Source organism: Pseudomonas sp. FP1154 (assembly GCF_030687245.1).
Taxonomy (GTDB): domain Bacteria; phylum Pseudomonadota; class Gammaproteobacteria; order Pseudomonadales; family Pseudomonadaceae; genus Aquipseudomonas; species Aquipseudomonas rhizophila.
In genome coordinates this window covers 452607-476898 of sequence record NZ_CP117465.1, presented here as the reverse complement: position 1 = coordinate 476898, position 24292 = coordinate 452607, and the positions used below count along the sequence as shown (strand labels likewise).

At 61.6% G+C, this 24292-nt stretch carries 24 protein-coding genes and 1 pseudogene; 19 read left to right on the top strand and 6 right to left on the bottom strand.

Annotated elements, in window-relative coordinates; translation table 11 throughout:
• Positions 1 to 39 precede the first annotated feature (39 nt).
• The 3 genes from PSH91_RS02165 to rpmE form a co-directional block, all read right to left on the bottom strand.
• Positions 40 to 1308, bottom strand: coding sequence for a malic enzyme-like NAD(P)-binding protein (locus PSH91_RS02165; protein WP_047225970.1), 1269 nt, complete (start codon positions 1306 to 1308; stop codon positions 40 to 42).
• A 181-nt stretch (positions 1309 to 1489) separates the two neighbouring features.
• The gene (locus PSH91_RS02160) at positions 1490 to 2275 is read right to left on the bottom strand and encodes a thermonuclease family protein (RefSeq protein ID WP_305467157.1); all 786 of its coding nucleotides are present in this window, start codon (positions 2273 to 2275) and stop codon (positions 1490 to 1492) included.
• A gap of 41 nt (positions 2276 to 2316) precedes the next feature.
• On the bottom strand, positions 2317 to 2538 hold the full coding sequence (rpmE, locus tag PSH91_RS02155) for a 50S ribosomal protein L31 (protein ID WP_047225972.1): 222 nt from the start codon (positions 2536 to 2538) through the stop codon (positions 2317 to 2319).
• A gap of 292 nt (positions 2539 to 2830) precedes the next feature.
• Here rpmE and PSH91_RS02150 point away from each other — a divergent pair, with 292 nt between their 5' ends.
• From PSH91_RS02150 to PSH91_RS02105, 10 genes are all read left to right on the top strand, one after another.
• Positions 2831 to 5050, top strand: coding sequence for a primosomal protein N' (locus PSH91_RS02150; protein WP_305467155.1), 2220 nt, complete (start codon positions 2831 to 2833; stop codon positions 5048 to 5050).
• A gap of 209 nt (positions 5051 to 5259) precedes the next feature.
• A complete protein-coding gene (argS, locus tag PSH91_RS02145) occupies positions 5260 to 6996 on the top strand; it encodes an arginine--tRNA ligase (RefSeq protein ID WP_160893804.1) in 1737 nt (578 codons plus the stop codon).
• 1 nt (position 6997) lies between these two features.
• Positions 6998 to 7693, top strand: a complete 696-nt coding sequence (locus tag PSH91_RS02140; protein WP_047225975.1) for an SPOR domain-containing protein — start codon at positions 6998 to 7000, stop codon at positions 7691 to 7693.
• A 281-nt stretch (positions 7694 to 7974) separates the two neighbouring features.
• Positions 7975 to 8505 carry an ATP-dependent protease subunit HslV gene (gene hslV / locus PSH91_RS02135; protein ID WP_003186641.1) on the top strand — a complete coding sequence of 177 codons (531 nt, stop codon included), beginning with the start codon at positions 7975 to 7977 and terminating at the stop codon, positions 8503 to 8505.
• 49 nt (positions 8506 to 8554) lie between these two features.
• Positions 8555 to 9892: an ATP-dependent protease ATPase subunit HslU gene (gene hslU / locus PSH91_RS02130; RefSeq protein ID WP_047225976.1), complete on the top strand. Its 1338-nt coding sequence runs from the start codon at positions 8555 to 8557 to the stop codon at positions 9890 to 9892.
• A gap of 169 nt (positions 9893 to 10061) precedes the next feature.
• Positions 10062 to 10439, top strand: a complete 378-nt coding sequence (locus PSH91_RS02125; RefSeq protein ID WP_076383002.1) for a gamma-butyrobetaine hydroxylase-like domain-containing protein — start codon at positions 10062 to 10064, stop codon at positions 10437 to 10439.
• Positions 10440 to 10714: 275 nt separating this feature from the next.
• Entirely contained in the window at positions 10715 to 12394 is a 1680-nt protein-coding gene (phaC, locus tag PSH91_RS02120) for a class II poly(R)-hydroxyalkanoic acid synthase (RefSeq protein WP_188252165.1), read from the top strand.
• Positions 12395 to 12652: 258 nt separating this feature from the next.
• Complete coding sequence (gene phaZ / locus PSH91_RS02115; RefSeq protein ID WP_047225979.1) at positions 12653 to 13510, top strand: poly(3-hydroxyalkanoate) depolymerase; 858 nt, start codon at positions 12653 to 12655, stop codon at positions 13508 to 13510.
• Positions 13511 to 13622: 112 nt separating this feature from the next.
• On the top strand, positions 13623 to 15305 hold the full coding sequence (gene phaC, locus PSH91_RS02110) for a class II poly(R)-hydroxyalkanoic acid synthase (RefSeq protein WP_160893810.1): 1683 nt from the start codon (positions 13623 to 13625) through the stop codon (positions 15303 to 15305).
• 60 nt (positions 15306 to 15365) lie between these two features.
• Entirely contained in the window at positions 15366 to 15986 is a 621-nt protein-coding gene (locus PSH91_RS02105) for a TetR/AcrR family transcriptional regulator (protein WP_305467150.1), read from the top strand.
• A gap of 246 nt (positions 15987 to 16232) precedes the next feature.
• On the opposite strand, the gene PSH91_RS02100 is transcribed toward PSH91_RS02105, so the two are convergent.
• From PSH91_RS02100 to PSH91_RS02090, 3 genes are all read right to left on the bottom strand, one after another.
• Positions 16233 to 17105, bottom strand: coding sequence for a phasin family protein (locus tag PSH91_RS02100; RefSeq protein WP_076383008.1), 873 nt, complete (start codon positions 17103 to 17105; stop codon positions 16233 to 16235).
• Positions 17106 to 17115: 10 nt separating this feature from the next.
• The gene (locus tag PSH91_RS02095) at positions 17116 to 17538 is read right to left on the bottom strand and encodes a phasin family protein (protein ID WP_076383010.1); all 423 of its coding nucleotides are present in this window, start codon (positions 17536 to 17538) and stop codon (positions 17116 to 17118) included.
• 252 nt (positions 17539 to 17790) lie between these two features.
• Positions 17791 to 18066, bottom strand: a complete 276-nt coding sequence (locus PSH91_RS02090; protein ID WP_076383012.1) for a polyhydroxyalkanoic acid system family protein — start codon at positions 18064 to 18066, stop codon at positions 17791 to 17793.
• Positions 18067 to 18221: 155 nt separating this feature from the next.
• Between PSH91_RS02090 and ubiE the strand changes: the two genes are divergently transcribed.
• The 9 genes and pseudogenes from ubiE (at position 18222) to PSH91_RS02045 (ending at position 24259) form a co-directional block, all read left to right on the top strand.
• A complete protein-coding gene (gene ubiE, locus PSH91_RS02085; protein WP_047225985.1) occupies positions 18222 to 18992 on the top strand; it encodes a bifunctional demethylmenaquinone methyltransferase/2-methoxy-6-polyprenyl-1,4-benzoquinol methylase UbiE in 771 nt (256 codons plus the stop codon).
• Positions 18992 to 19616 (top strand): annotated as a pseudogene (locus PSH91_RS02080) (SCP2 domain-containing protein). Before ubiE ends, PSH91_RS02080 begins: the two are co-directional and overlap by 1 nt.
• Positions 19613 to 21217, top strand: coding sequence for a ubiquinone biosynthesis regulatory protein kinase UbiB (gene ubiB, locus PSH91_RS02075; protein WP_047225986.1), 1605 nt, complete (start codon positions 19613 to 19615; stop codon positions 21215 to 21217). The pseudogene PSH91_RS02080 and the gene ubiB overlap by 4 nt, the downstream one beginning before the upstream one ends.
• An 81-nt stretch (positions 21218 to 21298) precedes the next feature.
• Positions 21299 to 21697, top strand: a complete 399-nt coding sequence (hisI, locus tag PSH91_RS02070; protein ID WP_003196931.1) for a phosphoribosyl-AMP cyclohydrolase — start codon at positions 21299 to 21301, stop codon at positions 21695 to 21697.
• Positions 21690 to 22022: a phosphoribosyl-ATP diphosphatase gene (locus tag PSH91_RS02065; protein ID WP_003186671.1), complete on the top strand. Its 333-nt coding sequence runs from the start codon at positions 21690 to 21692 to the stop codon at positions 22020 to 22022. Before hisI ends, PSH91_RS02065 begins: the two co-directional genes overlap by 8 nt.
• A gap of 24 nt (positions 22023 to 22046) precedes the next feature.
• Entirely contained in the window at positions 22047 to 22334 is a 288-nt protein-coding gene (locus tag PSH91_RS02060) for a twin-arginine translocase TatA/TatE family subunit (protein WP_047225988.1), read from the top strand.
• A 10-nt stretch (positions 22335 to 22344) separates the two neighbouring features.
• Positions 22345 to 22764, top strand: coding sequence for a Sec-independent protein translocase protein TatB (gene tatB / locus PSH91_RS02055; RefSeq protein ID WP_047225989.1), 420 nt, complete (start codon positions 22345 to 22347; stop codon positions 22762 to 22764).
• A complete protein-coding gene (gene tatC, locus PSH91_RS02050; RefSeq protein WP_076383016.1) occupies positions 22761 to 23555 on the top strand; it encodes a twin-arginine translocase subunit TatC in 795 nt (264 codons plus the stop codon). The genes tatB and tatC overlap by 4 nt, the downstream gene beginning before the upstream one ends.
• Entirely contained in the window at positions 23552 to 24259 is a 708-nt protein-coding gene (locus PSH91_RS02045) for a 16S rRNA (uracil(1498)-N(3))-methyltransferase (RefSeq protein ID WP_076383018.1), read from the top strand. Before tatC ends, PSH91_RS02045 begins: the two co-directional genes overlap by 4 nt.
• The last annotated feature ends 33 nt before the right edge of the window (positions 24260 to 24292 follow it).

Sequence of the window (24292 nt, the reverse complement as noted above, 5' to 3'; positions counted from 1 at the left end):
CAAAGAGAGCCGGGGCTTTTTATTGAACGCTACAACGGCTTAACCGTTGAACACGTCATCCACGCTCTTGAGCGGGTAGTTCTTCGGATACGGCAGGGTAGCCACGCCGGTCTCGATCGCGGCCTTGGCCACGGCGTCGGAGATCAGGGTGATCAGGCGTGCATCCATTGGCTTGGGAATGATGTACTCACGACCAAATTCCAGCTTGATGCCGCCGTAGGCATCGCACACTTCCTGAGGCACTGGCAGCTTGGCCAGTTCGCGTAGGGCGTTGGCGGCCGCGACTTTCATTTCTTCGTTGATGCGCTTGGCGCGAACGTCCAGGGCACCACGGAAAATGAACGGGAAGCCCAGTACGTTGTTGACCTGGTTCGGGTAGTCCGAACGGCCGGTGGCCATGATCACGTCGCTGCGGGTAGCGTGAGCCAGTTCCGGGGAGATTTCCGGGTCCGGGTTCGAGCAGGCGAACACGATCGGGTTCGGCGCCATGCGCAGCAGGTTTTCCGGGCTCAGCAGGTTCGGACCCGACAGGCCAACGAATACGTCGGCACCGTCCAGCGCGTCGGCCAGGGAGCGCTTGTCAGTGGCGTGGGCAAACACGGCCTTGTACTGGTTCAGGTCGTCACGGCCGGAATGGATCACGCCGGTACGGTCAACCATGAAGATGTTTTCGATCTTGGCGCCCATGCTCACCAGCAACTTCATGCAGGAGATGGCCGCAGCGCCGGCACCCAGGCAGACGATCTTGGCTTGTGGCAGGGTTTTGCCAGCGATTTCCAGGGCATTGATCATGCCGGCCGCGGTCACGATCGCGGTGCCGTGCTGGTCATCGTGGAACACTGGAATGTCGCACTGCTCGATCAGGGCACGTTCGATCTCAAAGCACTCAGGCGCCTTGATGTCTTCCAGGTTGATGCCACCGAAGGTAATGGAGATACGCTTGACGGTGTCGATGAAGGCTTGCGGGCTTTCGGAGTCGACTTCGATGTCGAACACGTCAATACCGGCGAAACGCTTGAACAAAACGCCCTTGCCTTCCATGACCGGCTTGGAGGCCAATGGGCCGAGGTTACCCAGGCCGAGAATCGCGGTGCCGTCGGAAATGACTGCCACCAGGTTGCCCTTGCCGGTGTATTTGTAGGCCAGCTCAGGGTCGCGAGCGATTTCGCGTACTGGTTCGGCTACGCCGGGGCTGTAGGCCAGCGACAGATCGCGGGCAGTAGCGGTGGCCTTGGTGAGCTCGACACTCAGCTTCCCTGGACGAGGATTAGCGTGATATTCGAGAGCGGCAGTTTTCAGATCAGACATGTGGGCATTCCGCTTTTTACTGTGTTGGACAGACGGACCGCCGAGGATACGCGCCTCGCAAAGTCCCTACAAGACTGACCAGTCACCCCTGTCAAGCGCGCCCCCCTACGACTTTGGGCCAAGAGCCGCAGAACACAAGGCCTACATGCATACAATCCGAAGCATAAATGTCTACAATTTTTTATCGAGACGCGCGACTCAACATCCCTGAATCGGTCAACGGCAGTAACCAGCGCGCCTGCCCCGGCTCAAGCCCGCCGCGACGCGAACGGTCGACCACCCAGCCACGCGCTTCGATCCGCTTGCCTTTGAGTCGCTCGAGCGACGCCATATCGAAGCGACTCACCAGATTGGGGGCAACGCGCAATACAACCGGCCCCTCCAACTGGAGCCAAATACCGCCGCGATTGCGCGAGACGTCGATCACGCGGCCAGTGAGCACGGCAAAGCCTGGTGCCTTGATATTGTGCGCCTCAAGCACAGGCGAACGCTTCCACACCCCGACGCCCGCTTCCCGCGCCTGGCGTTCGGCAGCGCGCTGACAATGCGCCAGATCGACATTCGGCGCGACCACCACGTGAAATCCCAAGCCCTCGGCGAGCAACTGCGCTTCCAGATTCTGACCGTCGGCGCTGTAGACATGGGCCAGCGTGCGACCGTAGCGATCCTTGCCTTCCTTGCCGGGCAGCAGCCCCACGCGCCCCGCACTGGCGCCCACCAATGCCTCAAGGCGCCGGCGTGCAGCGACGGCGAACGGCTCATCGGAACGCCCTCGACGCCCCAGTTCAGGACTATTGAGACCGATCATGCGCACGCTGCGGCCATCAGCCAGGCGCAGGGTATCGCCGTCCACCACCTTCTGGACCGTCACATGGGCCAGGCCAGGTGGCGCCGGGCAGAAGGCCTGCGCGCTGCTCAGCCAAATCGCGGACACAAAAAAGGCGCCCGCAAGGGACGCCTTCTTCATCAGTCTGGAGCAGCCGAAACGACCATCCAAAATGATTAGCCTCAGGCTTTTTTGGTAGCGCCAAAAGCACCGAAACGATCGGCGAACTTCTGAACGCGGCCGCCGGTATCCAGAGTCTTTTGCTTACCGGTGTAGAACGGGTGGCATTCGTTGCAAACGTCGATCGACAGGGCTTTGCCGTAGGTCGAACGAGTTTCGAACTTATTGCCGCAGCTGCAGGTCACGGCAATTTCTGGGTATTCCGGATGGATATCGGTTTTCATGGGGTTTTCCTCAGGCTAGCGTGCCGCCACCCAACACTATTGTTGAATACCGCACGTAATTAGGCCGCGGATTCTACCAGACAACATCAATCACGCAAGCTATGACTTGTACCAACCGTCTGCTAGGCTCCCCGCCTCATGCGCAAGCTCTTCTGTGGGAGCGAGCCTGCTCGCGATGGCGGTGGATCAGCCGCATGGGTATTGATTGACACTCCGCCATCGCGAGCAGGCTCGCTCCCACAAGGGTTGTGCCAAGCCTTCTGAATTTGTCTGTATATCGAGACCCTCCCGCGTGCCCGACGCCATCCTGCGCCTCGCCCTGCCTTCGCCTCTGCGCCGCCTGTTCGACTACCGGGCCCCGGCCGGGGTCCTGCGTGAGCAGTTGCATCCGGGCATGCGCCTGCGGGTGCCGTTCGGCCGACGGGAGATGATCGGGATTCTGGTCGAGGTCGCCGACCACAGCGAAGTCCCGGCCGACAAACTGAAGCCGGCCCTGGCCTTGCTCGATGCGACGCCGCCGCTGCCCGCCTCGCTGTTCAAGCTGTGCCTGTGGACCTCCCAGTACTATCAACACAGCCTCGGCGACACCCTGAGCTGGGCGCTGCCGGTATTGTTGCGCCAGGGCGAACCGGCCGAGGCACGCCAGGAGCGGTTCTGGTCGGTAACACCGGGCGCCTCGCTGGACGACCCGCGCATCGCCCGCGCCCCGCGTCAGCGTGAGGCCCTGGCGACCCTGGCCCAGCATCCCCACGGCGTGGCCCATCAGCTATTGAGCAAACTGATGCTCAGCAAGGACAGCCTCGACCTGCTGCTGGCCAAGGACCTGGTCCAGGTAGACATCCGCCGGCACGCTCCGGGTGTTCGCCATGAGCATTGGCTGGCCCAGCCGGAACTGCCGCTCAATGCTGAACAGCGGGCCGCCTGCGAGGCGATTCGCGCCGGTTTCGACAGCTATCACGCCTTTTTGCTGGCCGGCGTCACCGGCAGCGGCAAGACCGAGGTCTATCTGCAACTGATCCGCCAGACCCTGGAAGCCGGCAAGCAGGCCCTGGTGCTGATTCCGGAAATCAACCTTGGGCCACAGACCCTGGCGCGCTTCGAACAACGGTTCAACGCGCGGATCGCCCTGGTGCATTCGGCGGTCAACGACCGAGAACGCCTGGAAGCCTGGCTCGCCGCCCGGGACGGTGAGGCCGACATCATCATCGGCACCCGCTCGGCCCTGTTCACACCGATGAAAAACCCCGGCCTGATCATCATCGACGAAGAACATGACGGCTCTTATAAGCAGCAGGAAGGCCTGCGCTACCACGCCCGCGATCTGGCCCTGGTGCGGGCGCGCCAGGAAAACATTCCCATTGTTCTCGGTTCAGCCACGCCGTCCCTGGAAAGCCTGCACAATGCCTACACCGGACGTTACGGGCTCCTGCGCCTGAACGAACGGGCCGGCGGCGCCAAGCAGCCACGGTTTCTGCGCCTGGATGTAAAGAGTCGTCCGCTGGACAGCGGCATTTCCGGGCCGATGCAACAAGCCATCGGCCAGACCCTGGCCGCCGGGCAACAGGTCTTGGTGTTCCTCAACCGCCGGGGTTTCGCCCCGACCCTGCTGTGCCATGACTGCGGCTGGATGTCGGGCTGCGAACGCTGCGACGCACGCATGACCGTGCACCAACGCCACGGCGAGCTGCGCTGCCATCATTGCGGCCACGCCGAACGAGTGCCGAGGCACTGCCCGCAGTGCGGCAAAGTGGACCTGCGCCCGGTGGGGGCCGGCACCGAACGCGCTGAAGAACGGCTGGGCATCCTGTTTCCCGATTACCCGGTACTGCGGGTCGATCGCGACAGCACTTCGCGCAAGGACGCCATGAATCAGTTGTTCGCCACGATTCAGAAAGGCCAGCCGTGCATCCTGGTGGGCACCCAGATGCTCGCCAAGGGGCATCACTTTCCTCGGGTCACGCTGGTGTCGATCCTTGATGCCGACGGCGGACTGTTCTCCGGTGACTTCCGTGCCAGCGAGCGCATGGCGCAGTTGATCGTTCAGGTCGCAGGCCGGGCCGGACGGGCCGAGGAGCCGGGCAAGGTAATTATCCAGACGCACCTGGCCGACCATCCGCTGCTGATACAACTGACCGAACAAGGCTACTTCGCCTTCGCCGAGCAGGCCTTGAGCGAACGTCGCGGCGCTGGCCTGCCGCCGTTTGCTCACCTGGCGTTGTTGCGGGCCGAAGCCCATAAGCCCGGGCAGGCCGAAGCGTTCCTTGACGAAGCCTGCGGCGAGGCCGAACGCTTGCTGGGGCAACAGAACCTCACCGGCATCGAACTATTGGGCCCGGTACCGGCTCCGATGGAACGACGGGCCGGGCGTTACAGGGCTCAACTTCTACTGCAGGCCAATGCCCGGGCCCCTTTGCATCGGCTATTAAGTACCTGGCTGCTGGCGCTGGAGCAGATGCCCAGCGGGCGGGCGGTGCGCTGGTCGCTGGATGTGGATCCGGTGGATTTGTATTGACCCAGGCATCCTCATCGCGAGCAGGCTCGCTCCCACATTGGAATGCAATTTCCTGTGGGAGGAGCCTGCTCGCGATGAGGCCCGAATAGCCACCACACATCCCCACCCGACCCGCTACAGTTGGCAAGCTTGCCTTCGCCACGGATAATGCCCAGTTTTTCCACCAGCGCATCGAAGCGCCGCCGCGCCTGCGGTTGAAAGAGAAGACCATGAAAGACACCATTCGCCAGCTCATCCAGCAAGCCATCGCCCAACTCGTCGCTGAAGGTGTGCTGCCAGAAGGCCTGTCGCCGGCGATTCAGGTCGAAAACACCCGTGACAAGACCCACGGCGACTTCGCCAGCAATATCGCGATGATGCTCGCCAAACCGGCCGGCATGAAACCGCGGGACCTGGCCGAAAAGATCATCGCCGCGCTGCCGGCTGACGAAAACGTCAGCAAGGCTGACATTGCCGGCCCAGGCTTCATCAATTTCTTCCAGAACACCCAGGCCCTGGCCTCACGCCTGGACGCGGCCCTGGCCGACGAACGCATCGGCGTGCGCAAGGCCGGTCCGCTGCAACGCACCGTGGTCGACCTTTCGGCCCCCAACCTCGCCAAGGAAATGCATGTCGGCCATCTGCGCTCGACCATCATTGGTGACGGCGTGGCCCGGGTACTGGAGTTTCTCGGCGACACGGTGATCCGCCAGAACCACGTCGGCGACTGGGGCACCCAGTTCGGCATGCTGATGGCCTACCTGCAGGAAAACCCGATCACCAGCGATGAGCTGTCGGACCTGGAGAACTTCTACCGCGCCGCCAAGCAACGCTTCGACGAGTCGCCCGAATTTGCTGACCGCGCCCGTGGCCTGGTGGTCAAGCTGCAGGCCGGCGATGCCGAGTGCCTGGCGCTGTGGAGCAAGTTCAAGGACATCTCCCTGTCCCACTGCCAGAAAATCTACGAGCTGCTGAACGTCAAATTGACCATGGCCGACGTGATGGGCGAAAGCGCCTACAACGATGACCTGATCAACGTGGTCAACGACCTCAAGGCCAAGGGCATGCTGGTGGAAAGCAACGGCGCCCAGTGCGTATTCCTCGAGCAGTTCAAGACCGCTGACGGTGAGCCGCTGCCGGTGATCATCGTCAAGGCTGACGGCGGCTACCTCTACGCCACCACCGACCTGGCGGCCGTGCGCTACCGCAACAACGTGCTCAAGGCCGATCGAGTGCTGTATTTCGTCGACCAGCGCCAGGCCCTGCACTTCCAGCAAGTGTTCGAAGTCGCACGCCAGGCCGGTTTCGTGACCCGTCCGATGGAGATGGAACACATGGGCTTCGGCACCATGAACGGCGCCGACGGCCGTCCGTTCAAGACCCGCGACGGTGGCACGGTCAAGCTCATCGACCTGCTGAGCGAAGCCCAGGATCGCGCCTACACCCTGGTCAAGGGCAAGAACCCGGACCTGGCCGAAGACGAACTGCGCCAGATCGCCAAGGTCGTGGGCATCGACGCGGTGAAATACGCCGACCTGTCCAAGCACCGCACCAGCGACTACAGCTTCAACTTCGACCTGATGCTCAACTTCGAAGGCAACACCGCGCCCTACCTGCTGTACGCCTACACCCGCGTGGCCGGTGTGTTCCGCAAGCTCGGCAAGAACTTCGATGAGGTCGACGGCCGGATTGTGCTTCAAGCCCCTCACGAACAGGAGCTGGCGGCGAAACTGGCGCAGTTCGGTGAAGTGCTGAACAACGTCGCAGACAAAGGCACCCCACACACCCTGTGCGCGTACCTGTACGATGTGGCCGGTCTGTTCTCCAGCTTCTACGAGAACTGCCCGATCCTCAACGCCGAAACGCCAGAGCAAATGCAGAGTCGCCTGCGCCTCGCCGCACTGACCGGGCGCACCCTCAAGCAAGGCCTGGAACTGCTGGGCCTGGAAACGCTGGAGCGCATGTAAGTTGGCCGCCAAGAAAAAACCTGCACCCAAACGCGGCGCCAGTCGTTACCAGCCCCCAGCCAAACAGCCGATTCCCGGCTGGTTGTGGATGGCTATCGGCCTGACCGTCGGCGCTTTCATTGTGTTTCTGATGAAACTGGAGCCGGGCCAGGGCGATGACGTCAAGCGCGTGCGCCAAGAGCAACAGAAAGCCACGCGCATCGCCGAGGCCAACAAGACCCCGCCGAGCCCGACGCAACCGGTCAAGCCCAAGTACGACTTCTACACCCTGCTGCCGGAATCGGAAGTCATCGTGCCGCCCGATGCCGTGCCGGAGAAAACCCTGCCGACGCCACAGGTGCCCACCACGCCGGTAACTCCGGCCGAAGCGGCGAAGATCGACACCGCTCGCGCTCAGGCAGCCCTGGCCGGCATCACGCCGCCGCCGGCTCCGCCAGTGCAGAAAGCCGCTCCGGTGACCAAGTTCTTCCTGCAGGCCGGCTCGTTCCGCAAGGAAGCCGACGCCGACAAGGTACGCGCGCAGATCATTCTGCTGGGCCAGTCCGTGGCGGTGGAGTCCGGCACGGTGAAGGAAGAAACCTGGTATCGGGTGCTGGTCGGTCCGTTCAGCAACCGCGAAGAACTGACAAAAGCCCAAAAACAATTGGCCGGCAGCGGTTTCAGCAACCTGTTGTTACAACAGCGCCAGAGCCGCTGAAGCAGGTGAACGCAGCCCTGTGGCGAGGGGATTTATCCCCGCTGGGCTGCGCAGCAGCCCCTAAAGGCTTGATGCGATAGACCTGCCATACCGCGTCGCAGATCTTAGGGGCGCTGCGCGCCCCAGCGGGGATAAATCCCCTCGCCACAGGGGCCGTGATCAGCCCTCAAAGCAAAACAAGCCACTCGTCCCCTCTCCCACCCCACAGTTGAAAAAACCCACGCCACCCCCATATGAGTTCCATCCGGGCATTTTCGCCCCGCTGCGTGGAGACTCTTCCCTTGACCACCATCGTTTCAGTCCGCCGTCATGGCAAAGTCGTCATGGGCGGCGACGGCCAGGTTTCACTAGGCAACACCGTGATGAAAGGCAATGCGAAGAAAGTCCGCCGCCTGTACCACGGCCAGGTCATCGCCGGCTTCGCCGGGGCCACCGCCGATGCTTTCACCCTGTTCGAGCGTTTCGAAGGCCAGCTTGAGAAACATCAGGGCCACCTGGTGCGTGCCGCCGTGGAACTGGCCAAGGAATGGCGTACCGACCGCTCCCTGAGCCGCCTCGAAGCCATGCTCGCGGTCGCTAACAAGGACGCCTCGCTGATCATTACCGGTAACGGTGACGTCGTTGAACCCGAGGATGGCCTGATCGCCATGGGTTCCGGCGGCGCCTACGCCCAGGCCGCAGCCAGCGCCCTGTTGAAAAAGACCGATCTGTCGGCCCGCGAAATCGTCGAGACTGCCTTGGGCATCGCCGGCGACATCTGCGTCTTCACCAACCACACCCAGACCATTGAGGAGCAGGATCTCGCGGAATAAGCCTGGCCCTGTGCCACGGCTCATTCCTGCTTGAGGACCGCCAAATACTATGTCCATGACTCCCCGCGAAATCGTCCACGAACTCAACCGCCACATCATCGGCCAGGACGATGCCAAGCGCGCCGTCGCCATCGCCCTGCGTAACCGCTGGCGTCGGATGCAGCTGCCTGAAGAGCTGCGCGTCGAAGTGACCCCCAAGAACATCCTGATGATCGGCCCGACCGGTGTCGGTAAAACCGAAATCGCCCGTCGCCTGGCCAAACTGGCCAACGCGCCGTTCATCAAGGTCGAAGCCACCAAGTTCACCGAAGTCGGTTATGTCGGTCGCGACGTCGAGTCGATCATCCGCGACCTGGCCGATGCCGCCATCAAGTTGCTGCGCGAACAGGAAATCACCAAGGTCCGTCACCGCGCCGAAGATGCCGCCGAAGAGCGCATCCTCGACGCGCTGCTGCCGCCAGCGCGCATGGGCTTCAACGCCGAATCCGCTGCGACCCAGGACTCCAACACCCGCCAGCTGTTCCGCAAGCGCCTGCGCGAAGGCCAGCTCGACGACAAGGAAATCGAGATCGAAGTGGCCGAAATGGCCGGCGTCGACATCTCCGCGCCGCCCGGCATGGAGGAAATGACCAATCAATTGCAAAGCCTGTTCGCCAACATGGGCAAGGGCAAGCGCAAGAACCGCAAGCTCAAGGTCAAGGAAGCGCTGAAACTGGTTCGCGATGAAGAAGCCAGCCGCCTGGTCAACGAAGAAGAGTTGAAGGCCAAGGCCCTGGAGGCCGTCGAGCAGCACGGCATTGTGTTCATCGACGAAATCGACAAGGTCGCCAAGCGCGGCAATGTCGGCGGCGCCGACGTGTCCCGCGAAGGCGTGCAACGCGACCTGCTGCCACTGATCGAAGGCTGCACGGTCAACACCAAGCTGGGCATGGTCAAGACCGACCACATCCTGTTCATCGCCTCCGGTGCGTTCCACCTGAGCAAGCCCAGCGACCTGGTGCCCGAGCTGCAAGGTCGCCTGCCGATCCGCGTCGAGCTCAAGGCCCTGACGCCGGAAGACTTCGAACGCATCCTGAGCGAACCCCACGCGTCCCTGACCGAACAGTATTGCGCCCTGCTCAAGACCGAAGGCCTGAACATCGAGTTCGCGCCGGAAGGCATCAAGCGCCTGGCGCAGATCGCCTGGCAGGTCAACGAGAAGACCGAGAACATCGGTGCCCGGCGCCTGCACACCCTGCTCGAACGCCTGCTCGAGGAAGTCTCGTTCAGTGCCGGCGACCTGGCCAGCGCCCATAACGAAGCGCCGATCCTCATCGATGCCGAGTACGTCAACAGCCACCTGGGTGAATTGGCAGAGAACGAAGACCTGTCGCGGTATATCCTGTAAGTCACCGACAGGTTTCCTCGGACCTGTGGGAGCGAGCTTGCTCGCGATGGCGGCGTATCATTCAACCAATGCGTTGACTGTCAAACCGCTATCGCGAGCAAGCTCGCTCCCACATGGACCTTTGTCGTTTTTGCAGATCAAGGCTCCCTTCAGAAACGGATCAGAGGCCATGACCAAACTCCCCAGCGCCATCAACCTGCACAAAGCCTCCAAGACCCTGACGCTCAAATACGCGCCGGACGAGGAGTATCACCTGCCCGCCGAATTCCTGCGGGTGCACTCGCCTTCCGCCGAGGTCCAGGGCCACGGCAAACCGATCCTGCAATACGGAAAAATCGGCGTCGGCCTGACCAAGGTCGAACCGGCCGGCCAGTACGCACTGAAATTGACCTTCGACGACGGTCACGACAGCGGACTGTTCACCTGGGACTACCTGTACCAGTTGGCGGTACGCCAGGAGGACCTGTGGAACGATTATCTTGCCGAACTCAAGACGGCCGGAAAAACCCGCGACCCGAACGAGTCGGTCGTCAAGCTGATGCTCTAACTCAAGGGCTGGCGCTTTAGGGCGAATTTTCTAGACTCATCTGCTTGAATGCCCCCGCGGCAACGTCAATGACTGGCCTGCTTGCGAAAAAAATTAAACTCGGGTAACCAATGGAGCTGGCAAGTTCCCTGCAAAGGAATCGGCGAATTCCTTGCACATGTTTCCTCATTGCCTCGATGCGGAATTAACGGTCACCCGAGCAGCGTACCTGGCATTGGCTATGGGCTTTCTGGCATGGCCCAGGTACTCGTCTGAAGGACAATGGAGCGTCGTAGATGAGCAACAAGAACAACGATGACCTGAAGTACCAAGCCTCGGAAAATACCCTGGGGTTGAATCCTGTCGTCGGCTTGCGCAGAAAAGATCTGCTGGCCTCTGCCCGAATGGTGCTGACCCAGGCCATCAAACAACCGCTGCACAGCGTCAAGCACGTCGCCCATTTCGGCGTCGAACTCAAGAACGTCCTGTTCGGCAGATCCGAGCTGCAACCTGCGGGCGATGACCGTCGCTTCAACGACCCGGCCTGGAGCCAGAACCCGCTCTACAAACGCTATCTGCAAACCTACCTGGCGTGGCGCAAGGAGCTGCACGCCTGGATCGACGAGAGCAACCTTTCGCCCCAGGACATCAGCCGCGGGCACTTCGTGATCAACCTGATGACCGAGGCCATGGCCCCGACCAATTCGGCAGCCAACCCGGCGGCGGTCAAACGCTTTTTCGAAACCGGCGGCAAGAGCCTGCTGGACGGCCTTTCGCACCTGGCCAAGGACCTGGTGCACAACGGCGGGATGCCGAGCCAGGTCGACATGGGCGCATTCGAAGTCGGCAAGAGCCTGGGCGTGACGGAAGGCGCCGTGGTGTTTCGCAACGACGTGCTGGAGTTGATCCAGTACCGACCCATCACCGAACAGGTCCACGAGCGCCCACTGCTGGTGGTGCCGCCGCAGATCAACAAGTTCTACGTCTTCGACCTGAGCCCGGACAAGAGCCTGGCGCGCTTCTGCCTGCGCAGCAATGTGCAGACGTTCATTGTCAGCTGGCGCAACCCCACCAAGGAGCAGCGCGAGTGGGGCCTGTCGACCTACATCGAGGCGCTCAAGGAAGCGGTGGACGTGGTCACGGCCATCACCGGCAGCAAGGATGTGAACATGCTCGGAGCCTGCTCGGGCGGCATCACTTGCACCGCGCTGCTGGGGCATTACGCCGCCCTGGGCGAGAAGAAGGTCAACGCCCTGACCCTGCTGGTGAGCGTACTCGACACCACCCTGGACACCGACGTGGCGCTGTTCGTCGACGAGCAGACCCTGGAGGCGGCCAAGCGTCACTCCTATCAAGCCGGCGTGCTTGAAGGTCGCGACATGGCCAAGGTCTTCGCCTGGATGCGTCCCAACGATCTGATCTGGAACTACTGGGTCAACAACTATCTGCTGGGCAACGAGCCGCCGGTGTTCGACATTCTGTTCTGGAACAACGACACCACCCGGCTGCCGGCGGCATTCCATGGCGACCTCATCGAGATGTTCAAGAACAACCCGCTGATCCGGCCCAATGCACTGGAAGTGTGCGGCACACCGATCGACCTCAAGCAGGTCACCGCCGACATCTTCTCCCTGGCCGGCACCAACGACCACATCACCCCTTGGAAGTCCTGCTACAAATCCGCGCAGCTGTTTGGCGGCAAGGTGGAATTCGTGCTGTCGAGCAGCGGTCACATCCAAAGCATCCTCAACCCACCGGGTAACCCCAAGTCGCGCTACATGACCAGCGAGGACATGCCGGCCAAGGCCGAGGACTGGCAGGAGAACTCCACCAAGCACACCGATTCCTGGTGGCTGCATTGGCAGGTGTGGCAGGCAGAACGCTCGGGCAAACTGAAAAAGGCACCCACGGTGCTGGGCAACAAGACTTATCCGGCGGGAGAAGCGGCGCCGGGCACGTATGTGCATGAGCGGTAACTGGTGCAACTCGTCTGTTGCAGCCGTGAGGTTACTCACGAAAGCATGTCAACAGCCGACATTAATGCAAGGCCCACGCCGCTGGTGAACGCAAACTTGCGTTAACAGTAGATCCAATGTGGGAGCGAGCCCGCTCGCGATAGCGGTGCGTCAGGCAACAGTGATGTTGAATGCAGCGGCCTTATCGCGAGCAGGCTCGCTCCCACAGGGATCGGGGGAAAAATGAAAGACAGCGACCCAACCCACAGGGCTTGAAGCATGCCGCAACCGTACATCTTCCGTACCGTCGATCTGGATGGCCAGACCTTGCGCACCGCGGTACGCCCCGGCAAGCCTCATTTGACGCCCCTGCTGATTTTCAACGGCATCGGCGCCAACCTTGAGCTGGTGTTCCCGTTCATCCAGGCCCTGGACCCGGACCTGGAAGTCATCGCCTTTGACGTTCCCGGCGTCGGCGGCTCGTCGACGCCCAGCCGGCCGTATCGCTTTCCCGGCCTGGCAAAACTCACCGCGCGGATGCTCGATTACCTCGATTACGGACAGGTCAACGTGATCGGCGTGTCCTGGGGCGGCGCCCTGGCCCAGCAATTTGCCCATGACTACCCTGAGCGCTGCAAAAAGCTGGTGCTGGCGGCCACCGCCGCTGGCGCAGTGATGGTGCCGGGCAAACCGAAAGTGCTGTGGATGATGGCCAGCCCCCGGCGCTACGTGCAACCGTCCCACGTTATGCGTATCGCCCCACTGATCTACGGCGGCTCGTTCCGCCGCGACCCCAGCCTGGCGGCCAGCCATGCGGCCAAGGTGCGTTCGGCCGGCAAGCTGGGTTATTACTGGCAATTGTTCGCCGGCCTGGGCTGGACCAGCATCCACTGGCTGCACAAGATCCACCAGCCGACCCTGGTGCTGGCCGGCGACGACGATCCACTGATCCCGTTGATCAACATGCGCATGCTGGCCTGGCGCATCCCCAACGCCCAGTTGCACATCATCGACGACGGCCATCTGTTCCTGATTACCCGGGCCGAGGCTGTGGCGCCGATCATCATGAAGTTTCTGGAGGAAGAACGTCAGCGCGCGGTCATGCACCCGCATCCCGCGCCGCTGGGTGGCGGCTGACACCGCCCAAAAGCGCCTGGCAGGACGCCGGATCGCGCAACTACCCGGAACAGCGACTATGTTGTCTGGTTCGGTGTGTTTGTTTTTAGCCTGATGACGAAGGAGTTGACTCATGCGCGACAAACCGGCGAAGGGTTCCATGCCCGCCCCTGCCAACTTCATCAACGCACAAAGTGCGGTCACCGGCCTGCGGGGCCGGGACCTGCTTTCCACCCTGCGCAGTGTTGCCGTACACGGCTTGCGCAACCCAGTGCACAGCGCCCGGCATGCGTTGAAGTTGGGCAGCCAGTTGGGCCGCGTGCTGCTAGGGGAAACCCTGCACCCCACCAACCCCAACGACAAGCGTTTCGCCGATCCCACCTGGGAGCTCAATCCGTTCTACCGTCGCAGCCTGCAGGCCTACCTGAGCTGGCAGAAACAGATGAAGAGCTGGATCGACGAATGCGACATGAGCCCCGATGACCGTGCCCGGGCTCACTTCGCTTTCGCCCTGCTCAACGATGCCGTATCGCCTTCCAATACCTTGCTCAACCCGCTGGCGGTCAAGGAGCTGTTCAATTCCGGCGGTACCAGCCTGATTCGTGGCATCAGCCACTTGGTGGACGACCTGCTGCACAATGACGGGCTGCCGCGGCAAGTCACACCTCATGCCTTCGAAGTCGGCAAGACCCTGGCGACTACACCGGGGGCGGTGGTGTTTCGCAACGAAATGCTCGAGCTGATCCAGTACAAGTCCATGAGCGAAAAGCAATACGCCAAGCCGTTGCTGATCGTGCCGCCGCAGATCAACAAGTTCTACATCTTCGACCTGAGCCCTTCCAACAGCTTCGTCCAGTACGCCCTGAAAAACGGTTTGCAGGTGTTCATCATCAGTTGGCGCAACCCCGATGTACGTCATCGCGAATGGGGCCTGTCCAGCTATGTCGAGGCGACGGAAGAAGCCATGAATGTCTGCCGGGCGATCACCGGCGCCCGTGAGGTCAACCTGATGGGCGCCTGCGCGGGCGGCATGACCATCGCTGCCCTGCAAGGCCATCTGCAAGCCAAGCGCCAACTGCGCCGGGTCGCCAGCGCCACTTACCTGGTGAGCCTGCTGGACAGCCAGATGGAGAGCCCGGCCACACTGTTCATTGACGAGCAGACCCTGGAAGCCGCCAAGCGCCGCTCCTATCAGAAAGGCATCCTCGATGGCCGCGACATGGCCCGGGTGTTTGCCTGGATGCGTCCCAATGACCTGATCTGGACTTATTTCATCAACAACTACCTCCTGGGCAAGGAGCCGCCGGCGTTCGACATCCTCTACTGGAACAACGACTGCACCCGACTGCCGGCGGCCTACCATGGCGACCTACTGGACTTCTTCAAGCACAATCCCTTGACCCACCCCGGCGGCCTGGAAGTGTGCGGCACACCGATCGACCTGCAAAAAGTGACGGTGGACAGCTTCAGCGTGGCGGGCATCAATGACCACATCACGCCATGGGACGCGGTCTATCGCTCAACGCTGTTGCTCGGTGGCGAGCGGCGCTTCGTGCTGTCCAACAGCGGTCACGTCCAAAGCATTCTCAACCCGCCGGGCAACCCCAAGGCCAACTACGTCGAAAACCCGAAACTGAGCAGCGACCCGCGAGCCTGGTATTACGACGCCAAGCACATCGAGGGCAGTTGGTGGACCCAGTGGCTGGGTTGGGTCCAGGAACGCTCCGGCGCCCAACGCGAAACACAGATGACCCTGGGCAACGCGAACTACCCGCCCCTGGAAGCGGCGCCGGGAACCTATGTGCGCGTGCGCTAAGGGCTCACTCCACGGCCAGACACTGGGCCGTGGCACGATTTCCATCACTAAGAAGACCGGATGAAAACCCGCGACCGCATTCTTGAATGCGCCCTGCAGTTGTTCAATGAGAAGGGCGAACCGAACGTTTCCACCATGGAAGTCGCCAACGAAATAGGCATCAGCCCAGGCAATCTCTATTACCACTTTCATGGCAAGGAGCCCCTGATCCTCGGGTTGTTCGAGCGCTTCCAGGGCGAACTGGCACCGCTGCTGGACCCACCGGCAGATGTACAACTGGAGCCGGAAGATTATTGGCTGTTCCTGCACCTGATCGTCGAACGGCTGGCTCAATACCGGTTTCTGTTCCAGGACCTGTCGAACCTGGCCGGACGCCTGCCAAAACTGGCCAAGGGCATCCGCCAGTTGCTCAACGCCCTGAAACGCACCCTGGCCTCGCTGCTGGCGCAACTCAAGGCCCAGGGGATGCTGGTCAGCGATACCCAGGCATTGGGGCAACTGGTGGAACAGATCACCATGACCTTACTGTTCTCGCTGGACTATCAGCGAATCCTCGACCGCGAGGGTGAAGTTCGACTGGTGGTCTATCAGGTCATGATGCTGGTAGCGCCGCATCTGCCGCCGGCGGCAAAGGTTGCCACCGAGCAACTGGCGTTGCGGTACCTGGAAGAGCACGACTAACGACCAGCAGAGGAAGATCCCTTGTGGGAGCGAGCCTGCTCGCGATGGCGGACGCACATCCAACATCAATGTGGCTGACACACCGCTATCGCGAGCAGGCTCGCTCCCACATTTTCTGGGTGATTTCAATATTTGCATCACCACCAGCCCCCTGTGGAAGCAAGCCCGCTTCTGCGGTGCATTCAAATGCATACGCATAAAAAAACCCGACCTTCACAGGCCGGGCGTTTTTGTTTGCCCTGGATATCAGGACTGGGTGGTAGGCGTCGATGGAGCCGGCGCAGCGGTCGGGGTAACCGCCGGAGTCGGAGCCGAAGCGGAGTTCGCGGGGCTCGTCGGGGCGGCCGGTTTGGCGGCAGCAGTCGGCGCCTTCGGTGCGGCAGCTTTTGGCGCGGCCGGTTTTTTCACCGCAGGCTTTTTCGCCGCGGCGGGTTTGGCCGCCGCTTTTGCCGCAGGCTTGGCAGCAGGTTTGGCGGCCGCGGTTTTGGCAGCCGGCTTGGCCGCTGCTTTGGTCGCGGGTTTGGCTGCTACCGGCTTGGCCGCTGCCTTGGCGGCAGGTTTGGCGGCTGCGGTTTTCGCCGCCGGCTTGGCCGCTGCTTTTGCCGCAGGCTTAGCGACGGCTTTCGCCGCGGCCTTGACCAATGGCTTGGCTGCCGTCTTGGTGGCAGGTTTGGCTGCCGCAGTCTTGGCCGCCACTGGCGCGACCTTGGCGCCGGTGAGTTTTTCGATCTGCTTGGTCAGGGTGTCGACCTTGCTGTGCAGCGCCTTGACTTCATTGCGGCTCGGCACGCCCAGCCGAGAGATCGCGCTGTTCAGGCGCTTGTCGAAAGCCCCTTCCAGTTCGTCCCACTTGCCCAGTGCGCGATCCTTCACACCGCCGATTCGCGACTTGGCGGACTCGACGGAGTCCTTGGTGGCATCGACTTGTTTGCCGACCGCCGTCTTGGTGAGTTTTTCGGCCTTCTCGCCGTCCTTAACCAGGGACTCGAAGAGTTTGCTGCCGTCAGTGTCAATCTTCGAGTACACGCCTAAACCAGCAAGCCAGATTTTGCGGGAGTATTTTTCAATCTTCCCGGCCCACGAGCTGCCTTCTTTTTCGGTGATTTTTTTGCCAGCCATCCCGTTCTCCTTAATGTTTACGCGCGACACGTTCAAGCAATGCCGTCAGCTCATCGAGCTTAGCAGAGAGTGTCTCAACGTCATGTTTAGACGGAATGCCGATACGATTCAAGGCACTTGCAACACGGGCGTCGAATACCTTCTCGACTTTATCGAGTTGTACTTCAACCCGGGCCTTGAACGTGTTGACGTCAGTCTTGGCTTCAATCAGTTCGCTGTTGGCCGCCTCGAGTTTTCCGGCAATGTTCTTTTTGCCTTTGGTTTCAACAACTTCACCGGCTTTTACCAACTCCTGGAAGTACTCGCTGCCTTCCTGGCCGACCTTGGTGTAGGCGCCCAGGCCCGCCAGCCAGATCTTGCGCGCGTACGTTTTCACGTCGCTGAGCGTGGAAGATTCAACGTCGGTTTTTTTCTTCAAAATAACTTTGGCCATGGTGCACCTCACTCGATAACAGGTTTGAGGAACTGCCCGTACACGGTCGGGCTCAGGCACAAAGTAGTGACAATAATTAGAAACGGCACCCTAACTACTGCCACAGAATCCGAGGTGATGACTTCCCCTGTGGGAGCGAGCCTGCTCGCGATGGCGATAGACCGGCAACATTGATGTTGAATGACACGCCGCTATCGCGAGCAGGCTCGCTCCCACAGGTGAATGAGTGATGAACTTGAGTCATCTCTTCAATCAAGCCAATGCTTTATCCAACGCCTTTTCAATTTCCGTCTTGATCGTGCCGCTCATGGCCGACATCAACATGCCCAGTTCGACATCGACACGGATCGAGTCCTCGCCCACATGCACCTCGCCTTTGACCCCGGAGCGCTTGAGCTTCAGCGTGTCGCCCGACCACTGCGGCTCCAGGCCATAGCTGTCGGACAGTTTCTGCGCCAACTGGTCGGCTTTCGCGCGGGCCGCTTCCTTGCCCAGGCCATGGGCACGCTCAACTGTTATACGGGCCATCTGATGACTCCTGTTTTATCGGGACTTGCCTGCACGTTTCTGACCCTGGCTGCGTCAAAACGTCCCGGCGGTCGCTCATCTTACCTTCAGGCTTGCCAAGACAAAGCCCTCCACCGGGATTAGAATGTCCCGCATTCTTTTTTGGTGACAGCGATATGACTGATCAGCGCAAAGGCAGCGATGCCGAACCCACCACTCACTTCGGCTTCAAGAACGTGCCGGAAAGCCAGAAGGCGGAAAAAGTCGCTGAGGTTTTCCACTCGGTAGCCGCCAAATATGACTTGATGAACGATCTGCTCTCGGGTGGCATGCACCGTCTGTGGAAGCGTTTCGCGATCGAACTGTCGGGTGTGCGCAGCGGCAATCGGGTGCTGGACATCGCCGGCGGCACCGGCGACCTGACGAAGAAGTTCTCTCACATTGTCGGGCCGACCGGTCAGGTGGTGCTCGCTGACATCAACGAGTCCATGCTCAAGGTCGGTCGTGACCGCCTGCTGGACCTGGGTGTGGCCGGCAATGTCGAGTTCGTCCAGGCCGACGCCGAGAAGCTGCCCTTCCCGGACAACCATTTCGATTGCGTCACCATCGCCTTCGGCCTGCGCAACGTCACCCACAAGGAAGACGCCCTGCGCTCGATGCTACGAGTCCTCAAGCCCGGCGGCCGTCTGCTGGTGCTGGAATTCTCCAAGCCGACCAACGCGCTGATGTCCAAGGCCTACGACGCCTACTCGTTCGCCTTCATGCCACTGATGGGCAAGCTGATCACCAACGACTCGGAAAGCTATCGCTACCTGGCCGAATCGATCCGCATGCACCCGGATCAGGAAACCCTGAAGTCGATGATGGTCGAGGCCGGTTTCGACCGCGTGACCTACCACAACATGACCTCGGGCATCGTGGCCCTGCACCGCGGTATCAAGCCCTGATGCTGCTCACCGGCCTGCTCGCCAGCGTCGAACTCGGCGTCAATCGCGTCCTGCGCCTGGACAGTACGGCGCTGGCGCGCCTGGCGCACTTGAGCGGCAAGGTGATTGCCGTGGATTGCCGCAGCCCCGCATTGCGGCTATTCATCCTGCCCAGCGACGAAGGCCTGATGCTCGCCGCACACTGGGAAGCCGAGGCCCATTGCACCCTGCGCGCCCCGGCATCGAGCCTGGTGACCCTGGCCCTGAGCAAGGACAAGACCGCCGTGCTGCATGGCCCTGAGGTGGAACTGGACGGCGACAGCGGCGTGCTGCTGGAGCTGGCGGCGATTCTCCAGGACCTGGAGCTGGACTGGGAATATGAAGTATCCCGCTGGCTCGGGCCGGTGGCCACTCAGCTACTCAGTGGCCATCTGCGCAGCCGCACTCGCTGGTATCGCCAAGGCTTCGCCAGCCTGGGGCAGAATCTGAGTGAATACCTGGCCGAGGAATCGCGTACTCTCGTAGGCCAACGCGAAGCCGACGCCCGCTTTAATGAACTGGACCAGATCAAACTTGACCTGGAACGTCTCGAGGCGCGTTTCGAGCGCCTTTCCCGCTCCCTTGAAACCAAGCGATAACGCATGAAGCTGCTTGCCGTCCGCCGTTTGTTGCGCATCCAGCGCGTCGTGATCCGCTATCGCCTCGATGACCTGCTGTTCGCCCTGCCGCTGCCCTGGTTTTTGCTGGCGCTGCGCTTCGTGCTGCCGTGGCGCTGGTTTCCCCGGCGAACGCTGGACCTGAGTCGCGGCGCACGCCTGCGCCTGGCCTTGCAGGACCTGGGACCGATCTTCATCAAGTTCGGGCAGATCCTCTCGACTCGTCGCGACCTGTTGCCCGAAGACATCGCCGATGAATTGATGATGCTTCAAGACCGCGTGCCGCCGTTCGATTCAAAGGTGTCGGTGGCCCTGATCGAAGAGCAACTGGGCAAGAAGATCAGCGAAGTGTTCAGCCGTTTCGACGTCGAACCGCTGGCCTCGGCCTCCGTGGCCCAGGTTCACGCTGCGCAGCTCAAGAGCGGCGAAGAAGTGGTGGTGAAGGTTATCCGCCCGGGTCTCAAGCCGATCATTGCCCAGGACCTGGCGTGGCTGTTCATTCTCGCCCGGGCCGCCGAGCGGCTGTCGGCCGATGCGCGCCTGTTGCACCCGGTTGACGTGGTCCTGGATTACGAAAAAACCATTTACGACGAACTCGATCTGCTGCGCGAAGCCGCCAACGCCAGCCAACTGCGGCGTAACTTCGAAGGCTCGCCGCTGCTCTATGTGCCGCAAGTCTATTGGGACTGGTGCCGTCCGAAAGTGTTGGTGATGGAGCGTATCTACGGCATCCAGGTCACCGACCTGGCGACCCTGGCCGACCAGCGCACCGACATGAAACTGCTGGCCGAGCGCGGCGTGGAAATCTTCTTCACCCAGGTGTTCCGCGACAGCTTCTTCCACGCCGACATGCACCCGGGGAATATCTTTGTCAGCACCGTGCAACCGTGGAGCCCGCAATACATTGCCATCGACTGCGGCATCGTCGGCAGCCTGACTCCCGAAGACCAGGACTATCTGGCCCGCAACCTGTTCGCCTTCTTCAAGCGCGACTACCGCCGCGTCGCGCAACTGCACATCGACTCCGGCTGGGTGCCGGCCGAGACCAAACTCAACGAATTCGAAGCGGCGATCCGCACGGTATGCGAACCGATCTTCGAAAAACCGTTAAAAGATATTTCATTCGGCCAGGTGCTGATGCGCCTGTTCCAGACCGCGCGTCGCTTCAATATGGAGGTTCAGCCGCAGTTGGTACTGTTGCAGAAAACCTTGCTGAACATCGAAGGCCTTGGTCGCCAGCTATACCCGGACCTGGACCTGTGGAACACCGCCCAGCCGTTCCTCGAACGCTGGATGCGTGAGCGCGTGAGCCCCAAAACCTTGCTGGGCAACGTGCAGAGCCAGTTCGAGCAGCTCCCGCACCTGGCCAACATGACCCGCGACCTGCTCGAACGCATGTCCCAACCCCACGCCCACGATCCCGCGCCGCCGTGGAAAGAGCGCGGGGACGACTGGTTCATGCGCCTGCTCGGCGCCGCTCACCTGGGTGGCGGTGCAGTACTGGCGAGCGGGGGTCCGTTGAGTCAGCTGGGCCACTGGCCCGCCGGCATCATGGTCATCGTTGGTTTGTATCTGGTCGTTCGTCGATAGCCAGCACCGGTTCACGCTGGCACACTGTTTCAAGGCTGGGCCCGTCGACTTGAGATGCGCGGCCCATTGTCGGAGTCGAAGATGAAAAACTGGCAGGACGAGATCAAATGGGACGCTGACGGCCTGGTGCCGGCCATCGCCCAGGATCACAAGACCGGGCGCGTGCTGATGATGGCCTGGATGAACCGTGAAGCGCTGGCCCTGACCGCCGCTGAGAACCGCGCCATCTATTGGTCACGTTCGCGTGGCAAGCTGTGGCGCAAGGGTGAAGAGTCCGGGCACGTGCAGCACCTGCACGAGATGCGCCTGGACTGCGACGGCGACGTCATCATCCTGATGGTCGAGCAGGTCGGTGAGATCGCCTGCCACACCGGCCGTCAAAGCTGCTTCTATCGCGTCTTCGAGAACGGCGACTGGAAAACCGTCGACCCGGTGCTCAAGGACCCGCACGCCATTTATTCAGGACATACCCATGAGTGACACCCTGACCCGCCTGGCCCAGGTGCTGGAAGAGCGCAAAGGCGCAGCGGCCGACAGTTCCTATGTCGCCAGTCTGTACCACAAGGGTTTGAACAAGATTCTGGAAAAGGTCGGTGAAGAGTCGGTCGAGACCATCATCGCCGCCAAGGACGCTGCCATCAGCGGCGACTGCAGTGACGTGATCTACGAGACCGCCGACCTGTGGTTCCATAGCCTGGTCATGCTTGCCCAACTGGGGCAGCACCCGCAGGCTGTACTGGATGAACTGGACCGTCGTTTCGGTCTGTCCGGGCACGTCGAGAAAGCCTCGCGTCCGTCCGCCTGATCAACTTACGAGAGGAATAGCCACATGGGTATTTTTGACTGGAAACACTGGGTCGTCATTCTGGTGGTCGTGGTACTGGTGTTCGGCACCAAGAAACTCAAGAACCTGGGCACTGACGTTGGCGAGTCGATCAAGGGCTTTCGCAAGGCCATGAACGACGACGAAAAACCGGCCGACCCGGCAGCGACGCCCGCTCAACCAGCGCAGCCGAGCCAACCGGTTCACCCACAGGCCACTCAACCTGTGAATGCCCCGCACACCATCGATGTGCAGGCACAGAAAGTCGAAGAGCCGGCCCGCAAAGACTCGTGAGCACTGACTAATGTTTGGGATCAGCTTCACTGAACTGCTGCTCGTCGGCCTCGTCGCCCTGCTGGTACTGGGCCCCGAGCGGCTGCCGGGCGCTGCGCGCACCGCAGGTCTATGGATCGGGCGGCTCAAGCGCAGCTTCAATGCGATCAAACAGGAAGTTGAACGTGAAATCGGGGCCGACGACATTCGTCGGCAACTGCACAACGAACACATTCTGTCTCTGGAGCAGGAAGCGCGGAAAATCTTCACCCCGACCCAGCAGGAGCCGACACCGGTTCAGCCGGCGGTCGAGCCGACGATTGCCCCCCAGGCGCCGGTGGATGACACGCCGCCTGTAGCAGCCGCGCCCGCGAACCCCGTGGAGCCCGCCCCGACAGTGGCGGCACCAGCCGTTCCTAACGACCCTACTTTGCCGCCGCGAGCCCCATGAGCGATATTCCTGAAAACGACCAGCCGATGCCGCTGGTATCGCACCTCACCGAGTTGCGCACCCGCCTGTTGCGTTGCGTGGCGGCGATTTTCGTCATCTTCGCCGGGCTGTTTGCCTTCACCCAACAGATCTACACCTTCGTTTCCACACCGCTGCGCCAGTACCTGCCGGAAGGCGCGACGATGATCGCCACCGACGTGTCGTCACCGTTCCTGACGCCGCTCAAGCTGACGATGATGGTCTCGTTGTTCCTGGCGATCCCGGTGATCCTGCACCAGATCTGGGGCTTCATCGCGCCAGGCCTGTACAAGCATGAAAAACGCGTTGCCGTGCCGCTGCTGGTGTCCAGCATTCTGCTGTTCTACACCGGCATGGCCTTCGCCTACTTCTTCGTATTCCCGTTGATCTTCAAGTTCTTTGCCGCCGCCACTCCCGCGGGCGTGGAAATGATGACCGACATCACCAGCTACCTGGATTTCGTCATGACGCTGTTCTTCGCCTTCGGCGTGGCGTTCGAAATCCCAGTAGCCGTGGTACTGCTGGTGTGGATCGGCGTGGTCGACGTTGCGTACCTGAAGAAAATTCGTCCGTACGTGATCATCGGCTGCTTCGTGGTCGGCATGATCCTGACCCCGCCGGACATCTTCTCCCAGACCCTGCTCGCCGTGCCGATGTGGCTGCTGTTCGAGATCGGCATCCTGTTCGGCGGTCTGGTGCGCAAGCGCCGGGAAGAAGCAGACGATCAGCCGGTCGACGACCATAACGACCAGCCGCCAGCGACCCAAGCGTGAACCTGCTGCTGCTTGAAGAGGCCGACTTCATCGGGCCTGACCGCGTCGTGCTGAGCGATCGCCGCTTGACCCACATGCAGCAAGTGCACCGTAGCGCCGTCGGTGACAGCCTGCGGGTCGGGCGTATCGGCGGGTTGATGGGCACGGCCCAGGTGCTGCGCCTGGAAGCCCATGAAGCCGAACTGCAAGTGACACTCGACCAACCTGCGCCGGTCAAGCTGCCACTGACACTGGTGCTGGCCCTGCCTCGACCGAAAATGCTCCGGCGAGTGCTCCAGACCATCGCCAGCATGGGCGTGCCGCGCGTGGTACTGGTCAACAGTTACCGCGTGGAAAAGAGCTTCTGGCAGACCCCGTTCCTGGAGCCCGAGGCCATTCGCGAACAACTGATCCTTGGCCTGGAGCAGGCGCGCGACAGCGTGCTGCCAGAGATCATCATTGAAAAGCGCTTCAAGCCCTTCGTTGAAGACCGCCTGCCGGCCATGGCGAACGGCACCTGCGGTCTGGTCGGCCATCCGGGGAACTACCCCCCCTGCCCTCGCGCGCTGGAGGAACCCGTGACCCTCGCCATCGGCCCCGAAGGCGGCTGGATTCCTTACGAAATCGACCTGCTGGCCAAGGCCGGACTGCAACCGGTACAACTGGGCGAACGCATCCTGCGCGTCGAAACCGCCGTTACCGCGCTGCTCGCACGGTTGTTCTGACCCCCTGCCGCTTGCCCGTTTTTTGTGGCGAGC

Coding starts and splice junctions, on each gene's coding strand:
- PSH91_RS02165 (WP_047225970.1), bottom strand. CDS start 1,308: ATGTCTGATCTGAAAACTGCCGCTCTCGAATATCACGCTAATCCTCGT.
- PSH91_RS02160 (WP_305467157.1), bottom strand. CDS start 2,275: ATGAAGAAGGCGTCCCTTGCGGGCGCCTTTTTTGTGTCCGCGATTTGG.
- rpmE (WP_047225972.1), bottom strand. CDS start 2,538: ATGAAAACCGATATCCATCCGGAATACCCAGAAATTGCCGTGACCTGC.
- argS (WP_160893804.1), top strand. CDS start 5,260: ATGAAAGACACCATTCGCCAGCTCATCCAGCAAGCCATCGCCCAACTC.
- hslU (WP_047225976.1), top strand. CDS start 8,555: ATGTCCATGACTCCCCGCGAAATCGTCCACGAACTCAACCGCCACATC.
- PSH91_RS02125 (WP_076383002.1), top strand. CDS start 10,062: ATGACCAAACTCCCCAGCGCCATCAACCTGCACAAAGCCTCCAAGACC.
- phaC (WP_188252165.1), top strand. CDS start 10,715: ATGAGCAACAAGAACAACGATGACCTGAAGTACCAAGCCTCGGAAAAT.
- phaZ (WP_047225979.1), top strand. CDS start 12,653: ATGCCGCAACCGTACATCTTCCGTACCGTCGATCTGGATGGCCAGACC.
- phaC (WP_160893810.1), top strand. CDS start 13,623: ATGCGCGACAAACCGGCGAAGGGTTCCATGCCCGCCCCTGCCAACTTC.
- PSH91_RS02105 (WP_305467150.1), top strand. CDS start 15,366: ATGAAAACCCGCGACCGCATTCTTGAATGCGCCCTGCAGTTGTTCAAT.
- PSH91_RS02100 (WP_076383008.1), bottom strand. CDS start 17,105: ATGGCTGGCAAAAAAATCACCGAAAAAGAAGGCAGCTCGTGGGCCGGG.
- PSH91_RS02095 (WP_076383010.1), bottom strand. CDS start 17,538: ATGGCCAAAGTTATTTTGAAGAAAAAAACCGACGTTGAATCTTCCACG.
- PSH91_RS02090 (WP_076383012.1), bottom strand. CDS start 18,066: ATGGCCCGTATAACAGTTGAGCGTGCCCATGGCCTGGGCAAGGAAGCG.
- ubiE (WP_047225985.1), top strand. CDS start 18,222: ATGACTGATCAGCGCAAAGGCAGCGATGCCGAACCCACCACTCACTTC.
- ubiB (WP_047225986.1), top strand. CDS start 19,613: ATGAAGCTGCTTGCCGTCCGCCGTTTGTTGCGCATCCAGCGCGTCGTG.
- hisI (WP_003196931.1), top strand. CDS start 21,299: ATGAAAAACTGGCAGGACGAGATCAAATGGGACGCTGACGGCCTGGTG.
- PSH91_RS02065 (WP_003186671.1), top strand. CDS start 21,690: ATGAGTGACACCCTGACCCGCCTGGCCCAGGTGCTGGAAGAGCGCAAA.
- PSH91_RS02060 (WP_047225988.1), top strand. CDS start 22,047: ATGGGTATTTTTGACTGGAAACACTGGGTCGTCATTCTGGTGGTCGTG.
- tatB (WP_047225989.1), top strand. CDS start 22,345: ATGTTTGGGATCAGCTTCACTGAACTGCTGCTCGTCGGCCTCGTCGCC.
- tatC (WP_076383016.1), top strand. CDS start 22,761: ATGAGCGATATTCCTGAAAACGACCAGCCGATGCCGCTGGTATCGCAC.